This is a genomic window from Niallia sp. FSL R7-0648, from assembly GCF_038007005.1.
Taxonomy (GTDB): domain Bacteria; phylum Bacillota; class Bacilli; order Bacillales; family Cytobacillaceae; genus Niallia; species Niallia circulans.
On the sequence record NZ_JBBOWE010000001.1, the window covers coordinates 3,942,299 to 3,964,513 of the forward strand.

At 37.8% G+C, this 22,215-nt stretch carries 20 protein-coding genes and 2 pseudogenes; 4 read left to right on the forward strand and 18 right to left on the reverse strand.

Annotated elements, in window-relative coordinates; genetic code table 11:
* Positions 1–7 precede the first annotated feature (7 nt).
* The 7 genes from NSQ89_RS19095 to NSQ89_RS19125 all read right to left on the reverse strand — a co-directional run bounded on the left by NSQ89_RS19095 (position 8) and on the right by NSQ89_RS19125 (position 8,437).
* Complete coding sequence (locus NSQ89_RS19095; RefSeq protein WP_235844471.1) at positions 8–805, reverse strand: amino acid ABC transporter substrate-binding protein; 798 nt, start codon at positions 803–805, stop codon at positions 8–10.
* 6 nt (positions 806–811) lie between these two features.
* On the reverse strand, positions 812–1,324 hold the full coding sequence (locus NSQ89_RS19100) for a GNAT family N-acetyltransferase (protein WP_061798187.1): 513 nt from the start codon (positions 1,322–1,324) through the stop codon (positions 812–814).
* On the reverse strand, positions 1,317–2,681 hold the full coding sequence (gene purB / locus NSQ89_RS19105) for an adenylosuccinate lyase (protein ID WP_176473344.1): 1,365 nt from the start codon (positions 2,679–2,681) through the stop codon (positions 1,317–1,319). Before purB ends, NSQ89_RS19100 begins: the two co-directional genes overlap by 8 nt.
* Before the next feature lie 345 nt (positions 2,682–3,026).
* Positions 3,027–3,857 (reverse strand): transporter substrate-binding domain-containing protein, encoded by an 831-nt coding sequence (locus tag NSQ89_RS19110; protein WP_095322503.1) that lies wholly within the window; start codon positions 3,855–3,857, stop codon positions 3,027–3,029.
* Positions 3,835–5,037 (reverse strand): aminotransferase class I/II-fold pyridoxal phosphate-dependent enzyme, encoded by a 1,203-nt coding sequence (locus NSQ89_RS19115; RefSeq protein ID WP_251689161.1) that lies wholly within the window; start codon positions 5,035–5,037, stop codon positions 3,835–3,837. The genes NSQ89_RS19110 and NSQ89_RS19115 overlap by 23 nt, the downstream gene beginning before the upstream one ends.
* Positions 5,027–6,139 carry an iron-containing alcohol dehydrogenase family protein gene (locus NSQ89_RS19120; RefSeq protein WP_053215661.1) on the reverse strand — a complete coding sequence of 371 codons (1,113 nt, stop codon included), beginning with the start codon at positions 6,137–6,139 and terminating at the stop codon, positions 5,027–5,029. Before NSQ89_RS19120 ends, NSQ89_RS19115 begins: the two co-directional genes overlap by 11 nt.
* Before the next feature lie 243 nt (positions 6,140–6,382).
* Entirely contained in the window at positions 6,383–8,437 is a 2,055-nt protein-coding gene (locus NSQ89_RS19125; protein ID WP_341133051.1) for a hypothetical protein, read from the reverse strand.
* Positions 8,438–8,617: 180 nt separating this feature from the next.
* Between NSQ89_RS19125 and NSQ89_RS19130 the strand changes: the two genes are divergently transcribed.
* Together NSQ89_RS19130 and NSQ89_RS19135 are read left to right on the forward strand one after the other, a co-directional pair.
* On the forward strand, positions 8,618–8,818 hold the full coding sequence (locus NSQ89_RS19130; RefSeq protein WP_095259271.1) for a hypothetical protein: 201 nt from the start codon (positions 8,618–8,620) through the stop codon (positions 8,816–8,818).
* On the forward strand, positions 8,818–9,015 hold the full coding sequence (locus NSQ89_RS19135; protein WP_047942094.1) for a YwbE family protein: 198 nt from the start codon (positions 8,818–8,820) through the stop codon (positions 9,013–9,015). Before NSQ89_RS19130 ends, NSQ89_RS19135 begins: the two co-directional genes overlap by 1 nt.
* A 171-nt stretch (positions 9,016–9,186) precedes the next feature.
* Here NSQ89_RS19135 and NSQ89_RS19140 read toward each other — a convergent pair whose 3' ends face one another.
* The 4 genes and pseudogenes from NSQ89_RS19140 to NSQ89_RS19155 form a co-directional block, all read right to left on the reverse strand.
* Entirely contained in the window at positions 9,187–9,363 is a 177-nt protein-coding gene (locus NSQ89_RS19140) for a hypothetical protein (RefSeq protein WP_341133052.1), read from the reverse strand.
* 113 nt (positions 9,364–9,476) lie between these two features.
* Positions 9,477–9,953 (reverse strand): annotated as a pseudogene (locus tag NSQ89_RS19145) (type I glyceraldehyde-3-phosphate dehydrogenase); the annotation flags it as partial.
* A 164-nt stretch (positions 9,954–10,117) separates the two neighbouring features.
* Entirely contained in the window at positions 10,118–12,487 is a 2,370-nt protein-coding gene (locus NSQ89_RS19150) for an immune inhibitor A domain-containing protein (protein ID WP_047942093.1), read from the reverse strand.
* 425 nt (positions 12,488–12,912) lie between these two features.
* Complete coding sequence (locus tag NSQ89_RS19155) at positions 12,913–13,347, reverse strand: MarR family winged helix-turn-helix transcriptional regulator (protein WP_047942092.1); 435 nt, start codon at positions 13,345–13,347, stop codon at positions 12,913–12,915.
* A gap of 183 nt (positions 13,348–13,530) precedes the next feature.
* Between NSQ89_RS19155 and NSQ89_RS19160 the strand changes: the two genes are divergently transcribed.
* Together NSQ89_RS19160 and NSQ89_RS19165 are read left to right on the forward strand one after the other, a co-directional pair.
* Positions 13,531–13,986, forward strand: coding sequence for a CBS domain-containing protein (locus tag NSQ89_RS19160; protein ID WP_061798199.1), 456 nt, complete (start codon positions 13,531–13,533; stop codon positions 13,984–13,986).
* Positions 13,987–14,029: 43 nt separating this feature from the next.
* Positions 14,030–15,280: an MFS transporter gene (locus NSQ89_RS19165; protein ID WP_047942090.1), complete on the forward strand. Its 1,251-nt coding sequence runs from the start codon at positions 14,030–14,032 to the stop codon at positions 15,278–15,280.
* Positions 15,281–15,432: 152 nt separating this feature from the next.
* On the opposite strand, the gene NSQ89_RS19170 is transcribed toward NSQ89_RS19165, so the two are convergent.
* The 7 genes and pseudogenes from NSQ89_RS19170 to NSQ89_RS19200 all read right to left on the reverse strand — a co-directional run bounded on the left by NSQ89_RS19170 (position 15,433) and on the right by NSQ89_RS19200 (position 22,191).
* Positions 15,433–16,251 carry a carbohydrate ABC transporter permease gene (locus NSQ89_RS19170; RefSeq protein WP_235850138.1) on the reverse strand — a complete coding sequence of 273 codons (819 nt, stop codon included), beginning with the start codon at positions 16,249–16,251 and terminating at the stop codon, positions 15,433–15,435.
* 20 nt (positions 16,252–16,271) lie between these two features.
* The gene (locus NSQ89_RS19175; RefSeq protein ID WP_095259248.1) at positions 16,272–17,189 is read right to left on the reverse strand and encodes a carbohydrate ABC transporter permease; all 918 of its coding nucleotides are present in this window, start codon (positions 17,187–17,189) and stop codon (positions 16,272–16,274) included.
* A 59-nt stretch (positions 17,190–17,248) separates the two neighbouring features.
* Complete coding sequence (locus NSQ89_RS19180; RefSeq protein ID WP_235844469.1) at positions 17,249–18,532, reverse strand: extracellular solute-binding protein; 1,284 nt, start codon at positions 18,530–18,532, stop codon at positions 17,249–17,251.
* 23 nt (positions 18,533–18,555) lie between these two features.
* Positions 18,556–20,013, reverse strand: a complete 1,458-nt coding sequence (gene argH / locus NSQ89_RS19185; RefSeq protein WP_095259247.1) for an argininosuccinate lyase — start codon at positions 20,011–20,013, stop codon at positions 18,556–18,558.
* Positions 20,000–20,191 (reverse strand): annotated as a pseudogene (locus NSQ89_RS19190) (amidohydrolase family protein); the annotation flags it as partial. The pseudogene NSQ89_RS19190 and the gene argH, both read right to left, overlap by 14 nt.
* A 143-nt stretch (positions 20,192–20,334) precedes the next feature.
* Positions 20,335–21,525: an ROK family transcriptional regulator gene (locus NSQ89_RS19195; RefSeq protein ID WP_047942078.1), complete on the reverse strand. Its 1,191-nt coding sequence runs from the start codon at positions 21,523–21,525 to the stop codon at positions 20,335–20,337.
* Between the two features lie 201 nt (positions 21,526–21,726).
* A complete protein-coding gene (locus NSQ89_RS19200) occupies positions 21,727–22,191 on the reverse strand; it encodes a hypothetical protein (RefSeq protein ID WP_047942076.1) in 465 nt (154 codons plus the stop codon).
* Positions 22,192–22,215: the final 24 nt, after the last annotated feature.

Below are 22,215 nucleotides of genomic sequence, written 5' to 3' on the forward strand. Positions count from 1 at the left end.
CTCCAAACTATTCCTTAACGGTGATATCCTCGTCTGCAAAATATTTCTTCGATATTTCTGTTAAGGTACCATCCTCACGTAATTTTTTTATTTCAGCATTAAATGCTTTTGCCAAAGCTTCTCCATCTTCATTTTTAAGGAACGGAAAAGCAACATCTTCATACACAAATGGCTCCCCTACAAACTTCAATGGCAAATTTCCTTTTTCAATTTCTGCGATCAAAGAAGATTTAGAGTTAACATAACCATCGACACGTTTATTAATCGCATCATTCATTGCACCATCACGGTTTTCATATGTTTTAGGGATGATGTCAGGATCGAAATTTTCTAAGTTCTTCACATTATTCGAACCTAATACTCCGGATACTGTTTTGCCCTTTAAATCATCTAAACTATCATATGCATTGTCTTTATTTGTAACAATGGTAGCACCTGCATAGGCATACGGCTCTGAAAACTGATACTTTTCTTTTCTTTCATCTGTAACAGCAACAAAGTTTGCCACTGTATCAATTTTTTTGGTTTCTAATTGCCCCATTAAACCTGCAAAGTCTGATCTAACCCACTCCACTTGATAGCCTAAATTTTTTGCGATTTTCTCTAATACTTCTATATCAAAACCTACTAATTTACCATTTTCCTCATATCCATTTGGATAACTTTGTGCGGTTGAACCTACACGGAGTGTTTTTTGCTCCTTTGAGGATCCCCCATTTTCTGTTTTATTATCGTTTCCGCTGCAAGCAGATAATAATAATAAAAATGCTATACTCATGATTACAGTCAGTTTCTTCCACATTATCAATTCCTACCTTTTCTTATATGATTTTGCTAAAAGTAATTTTTCTAAATAGATGGTAATATGACCTTTCCCTAAATCCGTTTCTCCAACCTTTTTGTATCCCCGTTTTTCATACATTTCTCTAAGCCAAGGATGCTCCTTCGCCGTGCCCAGCGATACAGATGGACAATGAAGTGTATCTCTTAAAAAACTTTCCTCCACATAATGAAGGATTTTGCTTGCGTATCCTTTTCTTTTTTCTTCTGGAGCAACAGCAACCCACCAAATATGGGGAATTTCAAATGGACCAGGATGACTGCTCCATGGCATGCGAACAGAAGCAGTTGCAACCATTTTGCCTTCATCTCGTAAATAGAAGCATATATTTTCCTTGATATTCTTTTCTACCAATTCTGCATCTGCTGTTGCAGCAGCAAAGTGAATTCCCAGCTCTCGAATAGAGGCATATCCTCTTAGAGATAGATCAAGTAATTCGGGAATATCTTTGGAAGTTGCTTGATGAAAAGATAAATTACTCACTTAAAAGTCCCCCATTTCTAATCGAAGCAATTACTTCATCTACCTTCTCACTAGCTAAGCCAATATATTGACTTGGATCTAATAACTGATTAATTTGTTCTTCTGTCAATACAGCAGCCACCTTTTCATTCTGACCAAGCAATCTTTTAAATGGAGTTTTTTGTTCAGCAGATTCCATTGCGATTTCATATATAAGATGATGGGCAGTTTGTTTACCTATTTTTTCTGATAAAGCAAACATGACACGTTCTGATAAAATCAGTCCACCTAATCGCTCCAAGTTTTTCAGCATGTTTTCAGGTTTCACTACAAGCCCTTCCAGAACGGTTAGCATACTTTTCAATTGAGAGGATAAATATAAACAAATTTCTGGTAAGGCTATCCATTCACTTCTCCAGCTCATCGCATCCCTTTCATGTTCCATCACTAATGATTCATGCAGCAAGGCAACACTATGTAAGACAGGTTTTGTCAGACTGGCAATTCCTTCAAAAATAGCTGGATTACGTTTATGCGGCATCGTAGTTGAGCCCACATTTCCTGCTGAAAACGGCTCTTCCACTTCGTCAATTTCTGTCCGCATTAAGTTATAGAATTCATTTCCTAGCTTTCCTAACGAACCACTTATTAGTCCTAGCACTGAACCATACTCCGAAATTCGGTCACGTGAGGAATGCCAGCAAATCGTTGGCGCATTAAGTTCTAAAATCTCCAATGCCCGTTCTTCAATTTTTGGTCCTATGCTTCCTAAAGCGGCATATGTACCAACACCACCAGCAAGAACACCTGTAAAAATCCGTGATTGGACGCTATTTAATCTATCTAGGTGACGTTCAAACTCACTTAAAACGACTGCGAGCTTAAAGCCAAATGTGGTTGGCAGTCCTTGCATTCCGTGTGTTCTTGCTGGCATCGGCGTTTTCTTATATTTGGATGCTAAACCAATCAGAAGCTCTGCTACTTTTTTTGTATCTCTTCTTATGATTTCATCTGCTTCCTTCAATTGAAGAATCATCGCTGTATCTGTTACATCCTGTGTTGTTACGCCATAATGAACATATTCTCCATAATCACCTGATAGTTTCTGCAAATGGTTAACTGTAGCCATTAAGGAATGTTTTAATTTAGCAGACTCTTTTGCAATTTCTTCAATATCAAAATTTTCTACTTTTGAAGCGTGCTTTATGGCTCTTCCGGCTTCCTTTGGAATGATCCCTAACTCACTTTCTGCTAATGCTAAAGCTGCTTCTACATCCAGAATCTTCTGTAATCTATTTTTATCATCCCACACAGAACGCATTTCTTCTGTACTAAAATTGTTCTGCAGCATTTTTAAAGCTACAACATGTGAACCCATTTCCTATCCTCTCCTAATACCAATATTAATACTATTAAATTATTAAATTATCAAAATATTAATTCCAACAAAACTAATCTGAATTATTGACTATTCTAACATATTCCAAGTGGTTAATCCCATACTTTTTTCTTTTTTTTATAATTTTCATTTGACAGCGTTTATTAAGTTATTATTTTTTAACGTTCCACACATTCATAATTGAGGAAAAACAGACGTTCTAAACTCGCAATTTAAAAGGACAAAATATAATTAGGCTTCTTCTACACGAAGAAGCCTATACACTATTTAATAGAAAACTTTTCTTCCACTACTTAATTAATCAAAAATTCAATAAATTTCTCGTTACTCCTCAGAAGTAATATCATCTCCATAATACTTTTCCGAGATTTCAGCTAGTGTTCCATCCGCTCTCAGCTTTTCTATTTCTGCATTAAACGCTTTTCTTAACGCATCCCCTTGTTCTGTTTTTGCAAACGGGAAACCAATTTCTGATTTCTTTAAGTCATCCTCTAATATTTTCAGAGGTAATTTCGATTTATTTATTGTTGCTTGCAAAATAGGTTTTCCTTGGACATAACCTGCTACGGCACCCTTAATTGTATCCGATTGTGGACCATCTCTTGTTTCATATTGTCTGACTTCAATATCTAATCCATTTTTCTTCACATAATCTTCCAATACATTAATTTTATTAGACCCTAATACTCCAGCAACTGTTTGTCCATTTAAATCCTTTACAGAATCATAAGGACTATCTTTAAGAACAGCAATCCCTGTACTTGTATAAGAATAAGTTGTCGAATAATTATATTGTTCTGCCCTTTCCTCTGTATATTCAAAGGCATTAGCAATCGTATCAAGTTTTCCGACCCCTAGCTGCCCTACTAACCCTTCAAAGCCTGCTAATGTCCATTGCACTTTATACCCTAAATTCTTTGCAATCGTTTCAAGTACTTCCACATCAAAACCGATTAATTCTCCATCCTCTTGATAAGAGTTTGGAAAACTTTGACCAGTTGCGCCAACGCGGATAACCTTTTTATCTGACGTTTCGCTTTTGCTAGCAGTTTTCGTCGATTCTTCTTGTGAATTAGCAGAATTACTACAAGCAGCTAATAGATTTATTGAAATAACAACAATAAGAAGTGCATTAAGCTTTAGAAAGGTTTTCATTTTCATTCCCCCGCTTCCTTAGTAAAAATCTCTTTATTCGCTCAAATGATTCTTTCAACTGTTCCAAAGAGGTCACCAAACTAATGCGAATCCATCCCTCTCCGTTTTTGCCGTATATACTGCCCGGAACCACTGCTACCAACGCTTCTTCTAGTAATTGTTCGGCAAATTCAACCGAATTCATTGGTAACGGAACCTTAGCCCAAAGGAAAAATGTTCCTTGTGGGGCAACATACTCCCAATCTAGCGTTTCTAAACATTTTTCAACTAACAATTGCCGCTCATGATATAACTCTCTTAAGGCATTACGTTCTGCCTGTTGATGTAATAGAGCAAACACAGATGCATCCTGTATTCCACCAAAAACACCGCCAACTGCATTTTGTAAATAGGCACTTAAATGTTTGATAAGCGATTCATTCCCTACTGTAAATCCACTCCTCCAACCAGCCATATTAAATGTTTTGGAGAAGGTATAAATTTCAACTCCTACTTCCGCTGCCCCGGAAATGGATAAAAAACTGATTGGCTTTTCCTCTGTATAGTAGATATCTGCATAAGCAAAATCATGAATGACAGCAATCCCATATTTATTGGCATATGTAATCGTTTCTTCGAAAAATTCCCTTGTGGCATTTGCACCTGTTGGATTGTTCGGATAATTTAAAAATAAAATCTTTGCTCTTTGACTGACCTCTTCTGGGATGCTTGAATAATCAACTAAAAAATGATTATTCTCGCTAATCGGAACAAAAAATGGTTCTCCACCTGCCAACTCAACAGCCGCTTGATATCCAAAGAAACCAGGATCAGGAACCAATGCAATATCCCCAGGATTTAAGAGGGCCTGTGCTAATCCAGATAAGGCTATTGTAGAACCATTCATGATCGCAACCTGATTAGACGAAATATTTGCTCCATACTCCTTTCGATAAAAATCCACAATAGCTTTTTTAAAATCTTGTTTTCCGCCATAAGGTGGATAACCATGGTTGTTCTTATCATATATGGCTTCTTGCAGGCACTCCACAATACGGGGAAAAGTTGGCTGATCTGGATTTCCTCTTCCGAGATTAATTACCTGCTTATCTGATTGCTGAAGTTCTTTTATCCGTTTATTTTGAACGACTAAATATTTCGGCTTTAATTTACCCAGACGTTCAGAGCAATCAAAATGCATTTAACCCCACCTCATTTTCTGTAATAAATGATTCTAATTTTTCCAGGCCATCTATTACCTTTTGCTTGGTTAGCTCCATTGGCAATGCATAAATTCTAGAGGATGGTCTTAATATTTGATCAGCCATGTTTTCAAGGTCACCTTTCTCAGGGGATAAATGTAAATCTCTCCAGCATATTGGCAACTTCAATTTTTTATATAAAGGAACTAATTGTTTTATTTCTTCATAATTTTCTTCCAAACTCAACTGAAATAATATTCCGTACGCAACAAGGCTGCCATGTAAATGTCTCTTTTTCCCCAAACTGACATATCCGTAATTAAAGGCATGTGCGCCAACGCTTTGCCCAAATTTCCCTCCCAATCCTCCAACAAGGCCGGCTACGGCATAAATCGTATCAATCATGCGAGAGAAGTCTGCATTGCTTTTTTTAGCTTCAGCAGCTATAACAGCAGCTTCACCCCATTTTAAAATATTATCTCGACATTGCTTAGCAGCAGTATGAGACAGTTCCAATGGAATGGATATTTCTTCACTTGTTAATTTCTTAAAACGAATTTTACTTTCATACCATTTAGCCAAGGTATCGCCAATTCCAGAAGTCAAATGCTCGATTGGTGCTTTAACTAATAATTCTGGTTCAACCATTACCATATAATTTGATTGACTATGTCGTATTGTACCAAGATGGTCTCCTTCAGCAGAATAAACAATACTGATGGGGGTAAAGCTAGCACAATTTGAAGGCAATGTAGGAATTAAGATACAAGGTATTTTTGCTTTACTTGCCACCGCTTTTACCGTATCTAAAACTTTCCCTCCACCAACTCCTATTATGGCATCATGCTGGTGGTGCAAGGCTTCGTTCCATATTCGGTCTATTTCTTCATAGCTGCATTCACCAGCAAACAAAATTTCTTTATAGGGATTCTGAAATTCAGTTTCGGGCCAATAAGGTTGAACAGCCTGCCATGACTTTTCCCCATGAATTATTAATGGAAATTGTATGTGGTTGTCTTCCAAAAACTTCGGTAGTGTATTAATTACTCCAGCATAATGATAATAATTTTGAGGGCCAAAACGATACACTAAATCGATCAATGATTAACCTCCTGAACCTTCCCTTTATCTTTGTAAAGAGTTTAATTTTCTATTATTCTAATACACTTACTCGGAATTAGCAACCACACTTTTCTGAATCTTCTAATCTATATAAATTTTAAAAATACAGGTACTATTGGCGACTAGCAGTTTTAAAAGAAAAGAGCTCCTACTCTTTCCTTCTTTTACAATAGCGTTGCGCAAAAGGAAGAAAAAAGAGGTGCTCTTTATAAAATAAATTGATTATTTTCTTAGAAAATGATGCCTAAACCCATTTTTGTCAAAAGCTAGCCAGCCTAAATTATTCCTTGTATCAATCAATGATCCACTTGCCAATACTTGATGGGCGATTATTTCTTTCCACAGAAAAGGAGCACCTGCTTCCTTTTCTTGAATTACATAATCATGTCCGCAATAGCGTGACATTTTCTTTTCCTTCGTACGACTTTGTCTAAGCATAAGAATGCTTTTTAAAGCAAAGCCTGATAATCCTTCAAAAGACTGATTTTTAATGGGGCTGCTTGTAAATTGATGTATAATTCGTTTTTGTTCTTGCTGGAAATAAACTTCTACTTCGATGGCAGAGGCCATATGAGCATCACCAGAAAGAATAAGGCATTCACTTGGGTTCCATTCTGCTATTTGTTGATGAAAAAAAGAGAATCCTCTGCCGTTAAATTTCCACCATTCTAAATCTAAGCTTTTTTGCAGAGAAGGAAGAACCGCTGTTAGGGGCATGACAACATTTTTTAAAAAGGATTCAATTAAATGAACCCCATATAAGGGGGTAGCAGAGATAATGACTAACGGTGTTTGCGGCTGCCATCCGCTTGAAAATAAAAGCTCCGATAAATAATCCCATTCTTTTTTGCGGATTAAATTCGGGCCATTTGTCCGCTGCTTCAACATACTACCCACAACATAGGTTCGTTCTTGTGGATAGGCACGTTTTGTCCGAGTGTCTAATACAAGGCTTCTTGGATTGGTTGGCGCAGCAAAGCTCCATGCACGAAAAGTTAACATCATATGCAGCCATTCTGTATGTGTCAGTGTATTTACCGTTAGTCTTTTGGTATACTTGCTGATTTTGCGAGAAAAAGAAGCTGGGAAAGCATCTGGATTATTCCCCCATCCTTGAAAAGCCCAGTAGGCTGTTAATGCATTAGCGATAACATGGTTTCCAAGCGGAGAACAAGCTACTTTTTCCCGCCATTCTTTCGTTATATTCCAATCATCTGTTACATCATGATCATCGAATATCATATAGGTGGGAATATTCGCCAACATGCGGCGTATCTTTGGCAGAGATTGTTGGAATGAGGTTATGTCTTTTTGCTGCTGACCGTATACTCTTTTTAAGCTGCTTACTTTTCTTTCATACTCTTTTGCCTGATCTGCCCCTGTCTCTATATGAATCTGGTTATCTTCTAAATAGTTATCGAAGTCTTTTAGATACCCTGCCTCTTTTGCTATCTCCCATATCTCCGTATTCCAGCTTAAGATATACATCGCTGCATACTCGCCCATGGACAGAAGGTGATTATCCGCTTTTCGCGAAGTAAATTGGCAGTATTCCTTTACCATTTCTCGTCTTCCATTTATCTGGCTGATGGTAATATCAAAAGCATTATTTTTATCATCCACTGCCTCGCACAATTCCTTTAATGGTTCTTCTTTTCCCATTAATAGCTTGCCTAATGCGAATAAAATGAGGGCAGCTGGCGCTGGAACATCATCGGCATAAATTTGATCCCCTGTCAAAAAGAGGGCACTCGGCCTTTTTTCTAACTGAAAGTATTCCTCCTGTAGTTTGGCATCTCCAAGGCTAAGAGCATCCTTGCCATTTCCGTGCAGTTTGCGGCAGGAACCATATAAGAAGTTTTTTTCAACTGTTGCTGGAATGAAGAAAGTGGGATATTGTAAGTTTCCATAACAAATAGAGACTGGACTATCAGATGATAATAATCCAAAATCACTTAAGTCATAGCTTGTTTTGTCTTTTTGAAACCCTAGATTGTATCCTAACAATGTTTGGGTGGGAAAGTTTTGGGAGATAGGCTGAAGTTTGATTAAATAAATATATAAGTTTTTTCCTAATCGGCATACTTGTATATCTGACTGAATGTCAAACGGCTGATATTCATGCTCTTTTGTCGTTTGATTGAAGTGAATCACATATAGATTGGCGTTCAATTGATATTCTCCACTTAAAGCTATCCAAAGATAAGCTGATGTTTTCTCCACTCTGCGCACCAATGGCCCAGCTAAAATAACCGGCAGATCCATCGTTACCACCATCCATTCCTGTTCTCCTACAGCCTATTCACAAAAAGAAGAGATTATGTTTGCAGAAAAACTGTCCTTCTGAGGTGAACACCCTTTGGCTTCTGTCTTTTTATGGTGCCTGACACCCAATTGATGTTATGATGAGGGAGTAACCTTATTTCGATAATAATGGAGGAAAAATCCGTGAACGATATGAACAACGATATGCAGACAAAGGAACAAGAAGGTAAAAAGAAAATTAGCTTACAAGAAGCCATGAAGCAGCAGCTGGCAAATAAAGCACAGCAAGGACAAGGCGGAAAAGCAAGTTTGAGCGGCAATCAAAAAATGCAAAAAATGAAAAGCCAGTTAACCAAAAAGCCAAATAACCAAAGAAAACGCATGGGTGTATAATGAACGGTCAGAATCGCAAAGACATAACACCAGGCACACCTGTTGAAATAGTACTAAAACAAGATCAAAGAACCGGGAAACGAACAGCAGGCATTGTAAAAGATATATTAACCAAGTCTTCCTTCCATCCCCATGGAATTAAGGTTCGCCTAGAAGATGGACAAGTAGGTCGTGTACAGTTAATTAAGGAAAAATAAAAAAGGGAAGGGGGTGTCCCATATGCTACAAATGAAAAAAAGGTACAAAAAACATCCCTGCACAAAATTTGCATGAAAAGTGTCGAATAAAAAATGACCGCCCTGACTGGTCATCATTTTGATACTTCTTTTGAATTTATAAAGGATGGGAGCTTCATCTAGGCTAAACCGTTACCGCAGGGTAACGGTTCCTTCCCAAAATAAAACAGCCGCTTTGAATACATAAGAACCTTCTATCCTAAAGCCGCAAGCATATATACAAAAAGAGGGTGCATTAATTACACCCTCATCATTTATTAAGTTATGGCGGCTTTGATTTAGCTCAAAAATGCCATTTGCTTTTAACACGCAGTGATCCGACTTCCCAATGCGGAATCCAAGCGTGTATTAAATGTATTAAAGACAATAGATATTGAGGACTTCTCATAAGTTCTTAGTGCCATATCTTTTTAAGCCACAGATTATAGTTCGGCAAAATATTTAATAGTTCTAACCATTTGGTTTGTATACGAATTCTCATTATCATACCATGCCACAACTTTCACTAAAGACTTCCCATCAGGAAGTGAGGTAACCTTTGTTTGTGTAGCATCAAATAATGAACCATATGTTATACCAATTATATCTGAGGATACCAACTGTTCTTCTGTATATCCAAATGAATCGGAAGATGCCGCTTTCATAGCAGTATTTATATCATCTTTCTTTACCGTCTTATTGACGACAGCGACTAACTCTGTCACCGAGCCAGCCGGTACTGGCACGCGCTGAGATACACCGTCTAAATTGCCCTCTAATTTTGGAATGACCAGTCCTATTGCTGTAGCTGCACCAGTAGAAGTTGGTACAATATTTAAAGCCGCTGCACGTGCTCTTCGCAAGTCACCCTTTGCATGTGGGCCGTCAAGGGTCATATGGTCACCTGTATAAGCATGAATCCATGCTCTCCATTTTTTTCTTTATAAGTGGAATTTCAATACATATTTCCACCAGCTACTTTCGGATAGAATCAACAGAATAGAAAAGCAAGAGGAGAAAAACGAGCCTTTTTCTCCTCTTGCTTTATATTAGAGACTTTTCGGACAGCCTCTTCTATTTATTATTATTTATATAATAATACTTTTCCTACTGTACCGTCTTTGCTCTCACCAACTATACGAATTTTCAAGCCGGTGGATGGAATATTGCGTCCTGCTTCTAGATTTCCTTGGTTGCTGTAGTCAGCACTATCATCAAATAGTGGAGTTCGTTTTGTAAAATTATCTTTTAATGTAGTTCCGTTAATAGCAGCATAATCTAAAAACATTTTATTAGATTTAGCTAAACTAAAGGCAGCATCATTTAATTGATATCGGGTAGCTCCTACAGTTCCATCACTCCAGTAGTTTGTATGCTGGTCTGCATCGACTACTCCTAAATATCCGTCTCCAGGATGCGCCCCCGTCCAGTTATCACTATATGATTCATCCACATACCAAACGACAAGACCTGGATCATAACTCATGAGACTAGCACCACGGCGAATATGCGCAAGACCCTCATCTACTCCATTTTGTGATCTCCATTCTAATAAATAATAATGTTTTGAATAAAATTTTCCTTCATCTTTCTGAAAGCCTTCTAATGCAAAGGAAGAATCCCCTTCTGCATTATCTGTTAATATTTCCGCTCCATTAGCTGTCACTTTAATATCATCCACATAGAAACCAGGATTAGCAACTGCCACGTCGGTCCAATAATTAAATTCAATTTCGACCTTTTGTCCCGCATATGCACTTAAATCAAAGACTCCATCCACCCATTCACCATTGGTACTGCCTGTAATCCCATTTCCTGGATTTTGGTCGTTGGGATTTTCGCTTGTGGTAATATTTCCTTTAATCGTCTCGCCATTTACCTTAATAGATGCATAATCCCATTCAGCCTCGATGTCGTACCATGTTTTAAAGGTCAACTCGGCACTTGTGGCATTAGTCAAATCTACTGCTGTCTTCATAGAATGATCGATATTATTTCCACTACCACTAAAGTATTCATATTTCCCGCTTGCCGGTGTGTTTACATCTGTTGTTTTATCTGGAAGATTAATACGCACTGCGTCATTATTTATTCCTTTTGTTACCGCTTCGTCCAGCAGTAGTTCTGTTCCTTTACTTGTAATTTCATCCGCATTTAACGTAGTGCCGCTTAACCAATTTCCCCCATGGGCACCTTGCAAATATTCCTTAGCATATGCACTAAATCCACTCGGCTCCGTACCTGGAATATCTCCGGCCCAGCTGCCACTAGCCATGATAGACCAGTAAGCCACAGCCTCACCGCCGCCAGTATATTGCGTATCATATTCATCTGGTAATCCTAAATCATGTCCGAATTCATGCGCAAAAACACCTGCCGCACCATCTTCTGGTTCAATGGTATAATCATATGCACCAAGCAAGCCACCGAAACGATCGCTATTAGATGTAGCTCCTGGCACTGCAACTAGGTTTCCTAAGTTCCAACGATGAGACCAAATAGCATCTCCCCCTAAGGCTCCTCCACCAGCTTCTTCACCAACTCCTGCATGGATAACCATTAAATGATCGATAATTCCATCTGGTTCGTTATATACACCATCGCCATCATAATCATCACGATCCCATACATCGTACTCACTTAAGTCTACATTTGGATCTTGTGCAGCTTTTGATAATGCTTCATAGACTAATTCACGAGGACGTGCATCACTATCATCTGGCCCAGGATAATTTCCTCCATAATAAGCGGCCTCATGATCTGCTGTGTACCAGCCAGCAACTTCCCCTTCTACCGAATAACTGCCACCAGATTGCTCTTCATAAAATTGTTTCATGGAGACAAGATTTTCGCCGTTCGGACCTTCATAACCATCTTCGCCAAAAATCATATTTTGAAAGTGCTCATGTGTGTAATCTTCATAGAACATATCTGTCTCATCTTTTGTAATCGAGCTTTTTTTATAATCTGGAAAATCTATCGCTAAAACGAGAACCTTATCTTCACGAACTTCCCCTTCATACGCTTCCTCTTTGACAGAATCAACTGTATTTTTCTTTGCCTGTCCTAATTTATTTCCTTTTCCCTTTTGGAGACTATGATTAGATGTTTCATTTTCTCCCTTTGTTTCTAATTTTGATAAGGCTTTCGGCAGTTTATCCTTTGTTTCTTTTTTAGCTCCTTCTGCTTTGCCTTGTAAATACTTTTGTAAGGCTTTTTCCGTTTCACCGGTACTTGCATTCTTTGCTAACTTTCCCTCTTTTTTCAGCATTTCAATAATCCGCTCATCATTGGCAATGCCTAAATCAATAGGAGCTCCACCGTAACTGGAGACAACTTCTTTATATGCTGCTTCTGCAGCGGCTTTCTCAGGAGGACCATATAACCCTAGTGAGAGAGTACTAATTCCAAGTACTGCTGCTAGTGCTGTTTTTTTAAGTTTCTTCTTTACCACCAAAAAATCCCCCTCTGATCACAATATGTAATATTACGAGACTTAATATTCTAAATTGATAGTCAATTCCCCTTTTTATTTTCTCAAAATAGTACTTTTATATCAGAAAATTAATTATTTTCAAACTTCAAATCCCGCACTAATCCCCAATGGTGCTTCCCCTATATATCAGAGCACTTCCATAACTAAGGAATATCAACATTAAATCTCCAGCAAATAATCTTCTTTTGCTTTTCAAACTATATAAAAATATTAATAAAATAGACATAAAGGAACCTCTCTCTAACGGCCCTATAAAAATCATACAAAAAACGCAAATAGCCTCCAATTACACTTGTCTCCCAATAGAAAAGGGGAAGGTGAAAATACCTTCCCTCTTAAGCAAGCACTTCTTTTTCCAAATGCCTATTCTCTTATTAAATCAGTCATATATGAACATTCATCGCAGACTGATTATATTTTTTTAATAACTTGGCAAAAGTCTCACGGTCTTCTTCTGTCCAACATTTAGTAACTTCTTCCACTCTGCTTTTTCTAAACTTTTTTTCCTTTTGAAATTCTTCTAATCCTGTTTCGGTTATCTGGAGCGTATAAGCCCTTCCATCTGTTTCATCAGGAATTCTCAGCAAAAAGCCCTTTTGCTCCAACGCAGCCGCCTGTCGACTTACAGTAGAAACATCTAATTGAAATTCAGTTGCTAACGCTTTAACACCGGCAGGTCCTGATGTCACTATTTCATGCAATAACAGGTATGCTGACCGATCCAGACTGCCAGTTTTTTTATGAGAAGAGGTATGGGTAACCCTTCTTATCAGTATAGATAATTCCACTTCAAGTTCTTCCAGCGATTGTTCATCCATTGATTAACTACCTCACCGTTTCCAATATTTCTATAAGATATGATAGCATACTTGATTAAAGATTTGTAAGGAGGAAGGAATCCATCTGACTATAAAAACATTTGACGTTTCATCATATAGTTGTATAATACAATTATATAGTTTCCTTATACAACTACTTGTCCAAAAAAGGGGGAAAGATAAATGTTAGCCCATGATATTATGGTAAGCCAAGTATATAAAGTGAAGGAAAACGACACCGTCCGTTCTGTCATCGAAAAATTCATTCAATATAAAATTAGCGGTCTTCCTATCGTTAATGACCGCAATGAGATTGTCGGTTTCATCAGTGATGGAGATGTACTGCGATACATTGGTAAACATGATGATCATATTATCGACAGTATTTATTATACGGTTGTCATTAAAGGGGATGATGAAGACTTTGAACATAGATTGCAAAGTCTCTTACATTTGAATGTAATGAAAATTGCGAAAAAAAGGGTTATTAAAGTGGCTTGGGATGAAAATTTAGAAAAGATTGCTGCTCTGTTAGGTAAAAAGCAAATAAAAAAAGTCCCCGTTGAAAAAAATGGAGTTTTAGTAGGCATTATTAGTCGCGGTGATGTTATAAGGAATTCTTTTAAAGAATTAATCTAGTCTATAAAAACAAAGGGAATAAAAAAATAAAGGGGAGAATGAAATGTCATCTTCACAATCTGTATCAGCAGATTCAACCAAAAACAATTTAAATACGAAAACAGAAGCTAGTTTATTAAAACAGCCTAAAGCAGTATGGGCTGTATTTTTTGCGGGGATTATTGCCTTTATGGGGCTTGGTCTCGTAGATCCGATCCTTCCTGCTATTGCCGAGAAACTTCATGCCTCCCAAAGCCAGGTAACGCTGCTTTTCACTAGCTATAATGCCGTGATGGCTGTAGCAATGCTAGTGACTGGGATGATCTCCTCCAGACTTGGAATTAAGTGGACACTTATCTTGGGGATTGTTATCATTGCTATTTTCTCCTGCCTAGGCGGACTATCAAATGGGATTTGGTCGCTTGTTGGTCTTCGCGGAGGTTGGGGACTTGGTAATGCCCTGTTTGTAGCAACTGCTTTAGCGGCAATTGTGTCCCTATCAAACAGTGGTACTGCTAAAGCAATTATTCTTTATGAAGCAGCGATTGGACTTGGTATCTCTGTCGGTCCACTACTAGGCGGATGGTTAGGAGCCATGAGCTGGAGAGGTCCTTTCCTAGGGGTAGCTGTTTTAATGATCATTGCCTTTTTCGGTATTTTCATTTTAATGCCAAAAAATACTTCCATGAATACAACGAATACAGTTAAACCTAAAACTTCCCTGGCAGATCCGTTTAGAGCATTAAAACACCGCTCCTTACTAGTTTTAGGGATTGCCGCAGCATTATATAATTTTGGATTTTTCACGTTGTTAGCCTATGCACCGTTTGTAATGGGCTTAGACGAACATGGACTTGGCTTTGTATTCTTGGGCTGGGGTATTTTATTAGCTGTCACTTCTGTTTTTATGGCACCAAGATTGCAGGAACGTTTTGGAACCGTAAAATCAATGTGTGCAATGTTAACCTTGTTTGCAGTTGTATTAGTTGCTATGGGAATTTGGACAACAACCCAATGGGTTATCATCGCAGCAGTTATTTTCGCTGGTGCCTTATTAGGAAATAACAATACGCTTATTACAACTGCCGTAATGAATGCTGCTCCTGTAGAACGATCTACCGCTTCAGCAGCATACAGCTTCTTGCGCTTTATAGGTGGAGCCATTGCACCTTTCACAGCAGGAAAGTTAGCAGAAATATTTAATCCATCTGTCCCATTCCTTGTTGGAGCTGGATTTGTATTAGTTTCCGTATTATTTATCTGGTTTAATAGCAAACATGTCCATCATGTGGATGCAATGGGTTCTGGTCATTAATCAACATCTACCAATAATCATAAATAATTCCCATCTGTCTAAGTATAGATGGGAATGGCAGCAGAGGGACAGTTGTACTACTTCCCTCTGCTGCTTGTGATCAGCCTTTAATCAAGTTTGTCTAACTGGAAAAACTTCTTTTCCACTTCCCCTTACTTCAACCCCGTCAACGTTATCCCCTTAATAATATGGCGTTGGAAGATTAAGAAGACGATGATTAGTGGTACAACAGCGATGGTAGCTCCTGCCATGACGATTTCCCAGTAAGTTTGGTTTTCACCGGAGAAAAAGGCAAGGCCGACTGGCAGTGTTCGCATTTCTTCTGTCTCGATAACGATTAACGGCCACAAATAGGCATTCCAGTTTCCTAAAAATGTGAAAATACATAGCGCTGCTAATGCTGGATATACTTGTGGAATGGCGATTTTAAAGAAAATTTTAAACTCATTTAAGCCATCAATTCTTGCAGCATCGAGTAAGTCATCTGGAATAGACTCCATAAACTGTTTCATAAGAAAAATACCAAAGGCAGAAATTACGCCTGGAAACATAATCCCCCAATACGTATCAACCCAGCCTAAGTCAGTAGACATGATATACCAAGGAATAATCAGCATTTCGGTAGGAATCATTAAGGAACTTAAGATGAATAAGAAAATAATACTCTTGCCAACAAAGGAAAATTTAGCAATAACATAACCAACAAGGGTATCAAATAATGCAACACTTATAGTAGTAATAACTGCCACGATAAAACTATTTAAAAACCATTTACTAAACAGGGTATCCACCATGATCTTCCGATAATTCTCTAATGTAGGGTGGTCGGCAAGCAGCTTCAGTCCATATACTTCCGTCGGCGGCTTAAAGGATGTGGATACCATCCAAATAAAAGGGAACAGCATAAAGATAGCCCCAACGGTCAAGAGAATATAGACGATTGATTTTTTTAAATAGTTTCTTTTCTTCAACTCCTCACCCCCATAAAAAACTAGTACTCAAATTTCTTTGTCAAAACTTTCATTTGAATGATTGTGATAACTAAAATAATCAGAAATAAGATAACTGTTGCAGCAGAAGCGAGACCCATATCAAAGTGCTGGAAGGCTAATTCATAAATATAAAGAACAACGGATATAGTAGAATGAAGTGGTCCACCCTGTGTCATATTTTGCACTTGGGTAAAGGTTTGTAAGAAACTAATACTGCCAATGACTGCGGAAAATACAATGGTTGGATTTAGTAAAGGCAAGGTAATATGAATAAATTTTTTCCAACCATCTGCCCCGTCAATTTCCGCAGCTTCATAGAACATTTTGGGAATATTCTCAAGTCCTGCTAGGAAAATAATCATTTGAAAACCTAGCCCTTGCCAGATCATCGTTAAGATAATAATATAAATTGCTTGATCAGGTGATTTAAGAAAGAGCTGGGCTTCCAAGCCAAACTTCATGAGAATATCATTCACAATGCCGTTGTTCATTAGAATCCATTTAAACACCCAGCTTACCGCAACAATACTTGTCACATAGGGAATGAAATAAATAGCGCGAAATACCCCGACAAATTTATTAATCCTTTGCAAAAGCAGCGCTACTCCTAATCCACACATCAGCTGTCCTACTACACCAAAAACGACATAGATAAATGTATTTATTAGTGATTTACGAAAGACTTCATCTTTAAAAAGGGCTACATAATTATCCATCCCTACAAATGGTTTATCCTCTGATAGAATATCCCATTCCCGAAACCCGATATTGAATGTATAAAGTGTTGGCAAAAACCGAATCGAAATAAAAAAAAGAAGAGGTATCAGCAAGCATGTATATACAAAGATATATTTTTGTTGCTTTAACGTAAATCTAGCAGTCTTTTTGGAGACGGCAGAATGGTTCTTCCCAGACATGAAAACCCTCCTTTCTGAATAAAGAAAGACGATTACCGCCTTTCTTTATTCCAGTATCTTTACTTTTTACTCCAATAATCATCGTATAGCTTTTGTGACTTAGCTGCGAAATCATTGTAGGCATCTTCAATTGAAACTCCATTTAGCAACACTTCATTCACTGCATCAATAACATATTGTCTTTGTGCTGTTTCGTCGACATAGAATTGTGCATTAGCATATGGAAGCTGTTCGATGAATGGTCCGTATAATGGATCGTTTACATATTTATCTTGTGTTGCGACCGCTTCTTTTGCTGGCAATTCTCCTACCTCGTCAATCCAGCGTTCCATCACTTCATCACTTGTTAAAAACGCTAAGAATTTTTTAGAAGCTTCTAATTTCTCTCCTTCTACTTTAGCCGTAATGCCATTTGCCCAGAACGAAGATTGTGTAGCCTTTTCTTTATAAGATGGCAGTGGCGCAACCCCATAATTTAAGTCAGGTGCATCTGTCGCCAATGTACCTAAGCGGAAGGAACCGTCAATATTCATCGCCGCATTCCCTGTCTTAAATGCTGTTACATCATCTGTATAAAAACCACTTTCGCCAACTTTATGTTTGGATCCGAATTCCACTAAATACGTAAATGCTTCTAAACCAGCAGGTGTATCATCCCAAAGAATTTGCTTACGATCCTCACTCAATCCTTGACCGCCAGCTTGATAGACAAGAGCATCATAAAACCAGTTGTTCAGCTGTGCACCAATTTCATACGCCATCCCCTCTGTTACAAGCTTTCCGTTTTCTCTTACTGTCAGTTTTTTCGCATAATCTACTAATTCATCCCATGTTTTTGGCGGACTATTTGGATCCAGGCCTGCTTTTTCAAAAAGATCTTTGTTATAAAATAGGGCAAGAGTACGAACCGCAGTCGGAATGGCCCAATATTTATCGTCCAATTTTGCTGCATTTACTAAGGAGAAGTATTCACTTTCGATTTTATCCACTGGAAATGTATCCTCAGGAAGAGGCTGTAAATAGCCTGAATCAATATATTTTGGCAGCCAGCCATAATATAAATTGATAACATCGGGACCTCTTCCAGCTGGAACTAGTGTAGCAACCTTCTCATTGTATTGCTCATATGGAAAAGTTGTCTGCTTTACTTTAATTCCTGGGTTTTTATCTTCAAACTCTTTAATAAGCTCATCCATTAAATCCACTTTCGCCTTATAGGCATATTGCCAATATTCAATTGTTACCGTACCATCTGCTTCCCCGCTAGAATCCTTTCCCTTCGAACAACCAACAATAACCATTGCTATGGCTAGAAAAAGAAATACACTTAAAAACTTTTTCAATAGAACCCCTCCTATTAAACAAGTTAGTTATTATTGCGAAGCAGCTGCTTATAAGAAGTAAATTTGTTTCTATATATTGCTACTTCTTTTGAAAAGTCAGCAAGCTTTTGAATGGACTTTATTCGCTGTCTCTCTGTTTCTTTTGGGTTAGGACCTCCAAAAGCAGAGCGAACCATAACAAAATGAAAAGGATTAATCGCAGTTTGATATTGTTCTTCTGTTAAAGGAAGATGTGTTCCTAATATCTCCTGAGAAATTTGCTTGACTAGTTCAGCAGAACCATCTTTTATTTTTTTCCTAGAACTAGCTAATCGCTGAACCAAAATGCTGACAATCTGATGGGCATCGCGGAAGGATAATTGGCACTCCCTAACCAGTACATCCGCTAATTCCGTTACGGTGGAAAAGCCTTCTGAACAACGGGTCAGGAGTTTATCTACATTCACCTCCATCGTTTTAAGAATTTCTGTCAGCAATTCGATAATTTGATAAGAGTGAGAAAAGCCATTGATAAGAATAGGCTGGATATCATCCCCAATATCGACGATGTCCCCAAAAGGTGTGTTGTGGGACATCATAAAAGCAGCATTTACTTCCCCAATTGTCCGACTAATGAGAGATTTCGTATGTTCTAAAGATGAAGGGTTGCGTTTTTGAGGCATGATGCTCGATGTTTGCACTAAGCTTTTATCTAATCTGATTGCTTCTACTTCATTTGTCGTAAAAAACAAGAGATCATGAGTAAAACGCGATAAGGTACTTAAAGTAATCTTGATCACACTAGCTATTTCCAGCATATAATCAGCAGCACTAATAGAATCATAGGAATTCTCCATTGGTTTATCAAAAGCTAATTGGGTTGCCACAAATGAACGATCAATTGGAAAACCAGAAGTCCCTAAAGCAGCAGCTCCCATTGGGGACTCATTGATTCTTCTTAAAAGCGTGAAACCACGTTCCAAGTCCCTTTGTAAACTACAATCGATGGCTAACAGATAGTGGGCTAAGGTAGTCGGCTGTGCTTGCTGATTATGGGTATAGGCTGGCATAATCGTTAGTTCATGCTCTTTTGCCAAACGTAACAATACCTTTTTTAACTCTACAAGTAAGGTAAGAAACTGCAGGAGCTTTTCTCTAGATACCATTCGATACATGGTTGCATCCATATCATTTCGACTAAAGGCAATATGCATATTTCCAACAAGCACCTCGCCGATTTCCTTTTTCAAATCTTCTTCTAGCATAAAAAATAAGTCTTCATAAAGAGGATTATAGTTTTTGGGATAACCTTTTGCTAATATCGCTTGATTCGCTTTAATGATTTTTTGGGTATCTTCTATTGTTAAGATTTTTTGGCGGGCTAGCATAGTAGCATGGGCGATGTTAATCTCTAATAAATAGGGAAGGTAATGTTGTTTCGTAAAATCATAGATGGGTTCTAAGATATGGTTTACATAGACTTGGGATCTACTGTCTGGCATTATACTGCTTCACTCCCTTCTCTAAATGGAGTAAACGGCGAGCATTATTTTCAAATATAGTTTCGATAGCATCCTCCTGCATATTAATCTCTCTACATACTCTTACTTGTTCTTGTAAATACCGATTGGAAAAGCCTCTCGGAAATCCATTTGAATCTGTTCCAAATAAGATTCTTTCTAATCTTTCTGCATTGTATTGATCGCCCGTTTTTGATCTTTTGATAAAGCTGCTCCCTTCTTTAGCTGGCAAATGACCATGTATATCAATCACTTGAAAATCATTTTGAACGAGCATGTATATCTCCCTTCTAATCTATTTTTTCAACTAGATAATAATTCATGTTTTTTCATACCTAGAACCGCTGCACCTAATAAGGATGCTTGAGGCAGCTTTGTCAGCATAACCTCTGTCCTGCTTTGAATGGGTAAATAATGGTTAATTTTGGCTTGTAATTTAGGGAGAAACCAATATCCTGACTTCGATATTCCTCCCCCTAGAATAATGCATTCTGGATTGAGCAATGCTGCTATGTTAATTAAGGAGACAGCAATATGATCTAATGCCTCATTTATGACTTTCTTTGCAAAAGCTTCTCCTGCGATAGCCTTCTCAAATATTTCCTCTGCACTATACTCCTTTTCTTGCTTAATCTCTAGACCTCTTTGATACTGCTTTACTATAGATGGGCCGCCAGTATGATTTTCCAGAAAACCATAGCCTTCGAAAATGGATTCAAAGCCTTCGGTTGCCTGGTCTTTATTGGTAATCATATAACCCATTTCTCCAGCGGCAAATTGACTGCCGCGAAATAACTCTCCATTTATAACAATTCCACAGCCGACTCCTGTACCTATTGTTACTAAAACAACATGTGCTTTATCTTTAGCCGCTCCTTTCCAGCATTCACCTAGTACCGCCATATTCACATCATTTTCTATGTATATTGGGAAAGAAAAATGTTCTGTCATCTGCTCCCTTAATGGATAATGCAGCCACCCTAAGCTTGGTGCTTCGATCACTATTCCTTGTTCAGAATCCGTCATACCCGGTGCACCAATCGCTAAAGACAACACCTTCGTATGACTAATATTCTGGTCTGATAACATGCTGTTTACTTGATCAACAAGCAATTGGACAAAATTCCTCTTCAACGCTTCTTGCGTGTCGATTTTGCGGTGAAGAATAAATTTACCATCTAAATCCATAATTGCTATTTCGGTCGTCGTTCCTCCAATATCAATGCCAATCGTATATTTGTATTCTTTGGCAAACAATAAATGGACAGGTTTTCTCCCCCCTTTTTTTGCCGCCTTTTTGCTTTCTTTTTCAATAATCCAGCCTTCTTCCACCAGCTCATCTACCAATGCTGATATAGTCGGTTTACTCAGCTTCAATCTTTTTGCCAAACTCGCTCTTGAATAAAGCTTATTTCCCTCAATAATTTCTTGCAGCACTTTTCTCTTATTGATTATCTTCAAGTAGGTGGGAGTTCCTGATTGCAAAATACTCATTCATTCCTCCAATCATGACAGTTAGTAAACCTTCCTTACTTCTTAAATAGCTTATGATTGACTAGAATGTAATATGTTTTAAAGTATTCCGAAATTTTTTGTGAACTTTCCCTTATTTTAGTTAAGGTGCTTTTAAAGAATCGTTGTTTTCCTCGTTCCTTTACTTGAATATTAGAAAAACACCATTTAAAAAATGGCGTTTCATTTCGTAAATATATATATTACTTTTCTTATGACCAATCCAACGATTACGCCTGGTAACACAAAAAGCATTGGTAAAAAAATAGGGCCGATTAGATGCCCAAATAAGAAAACCTCTGATGAATAGATTAATCCTACTGTTACAAAATAAGCTGCAAACACAAACGGAAGAAATAGTAAGGGAGAATTTTCTCCTTCCTCATCAGCATCCTTTACAGCATCCCACATCGCAAAAAAATAAAGACATGGATAAAACATAAGCCATTTCAGATTAACTTCCTCTAAAGATGCGGAAGTATGTCCATGAAAGCTTAAAATAATGGCTTTATTAAAGTTAGCTTGTATGTTCACAACTAACTCAAGTAAGATAAAAATAATTCCTTTTATATATTTCTTATTAAGTAGTTGTCCAAAGCCAGGCAAAGCGATGGACCATAAAAGTTTTTCAAATGAATTCTTATTCACATCTTTCCCCGGCCACCTTTTTAA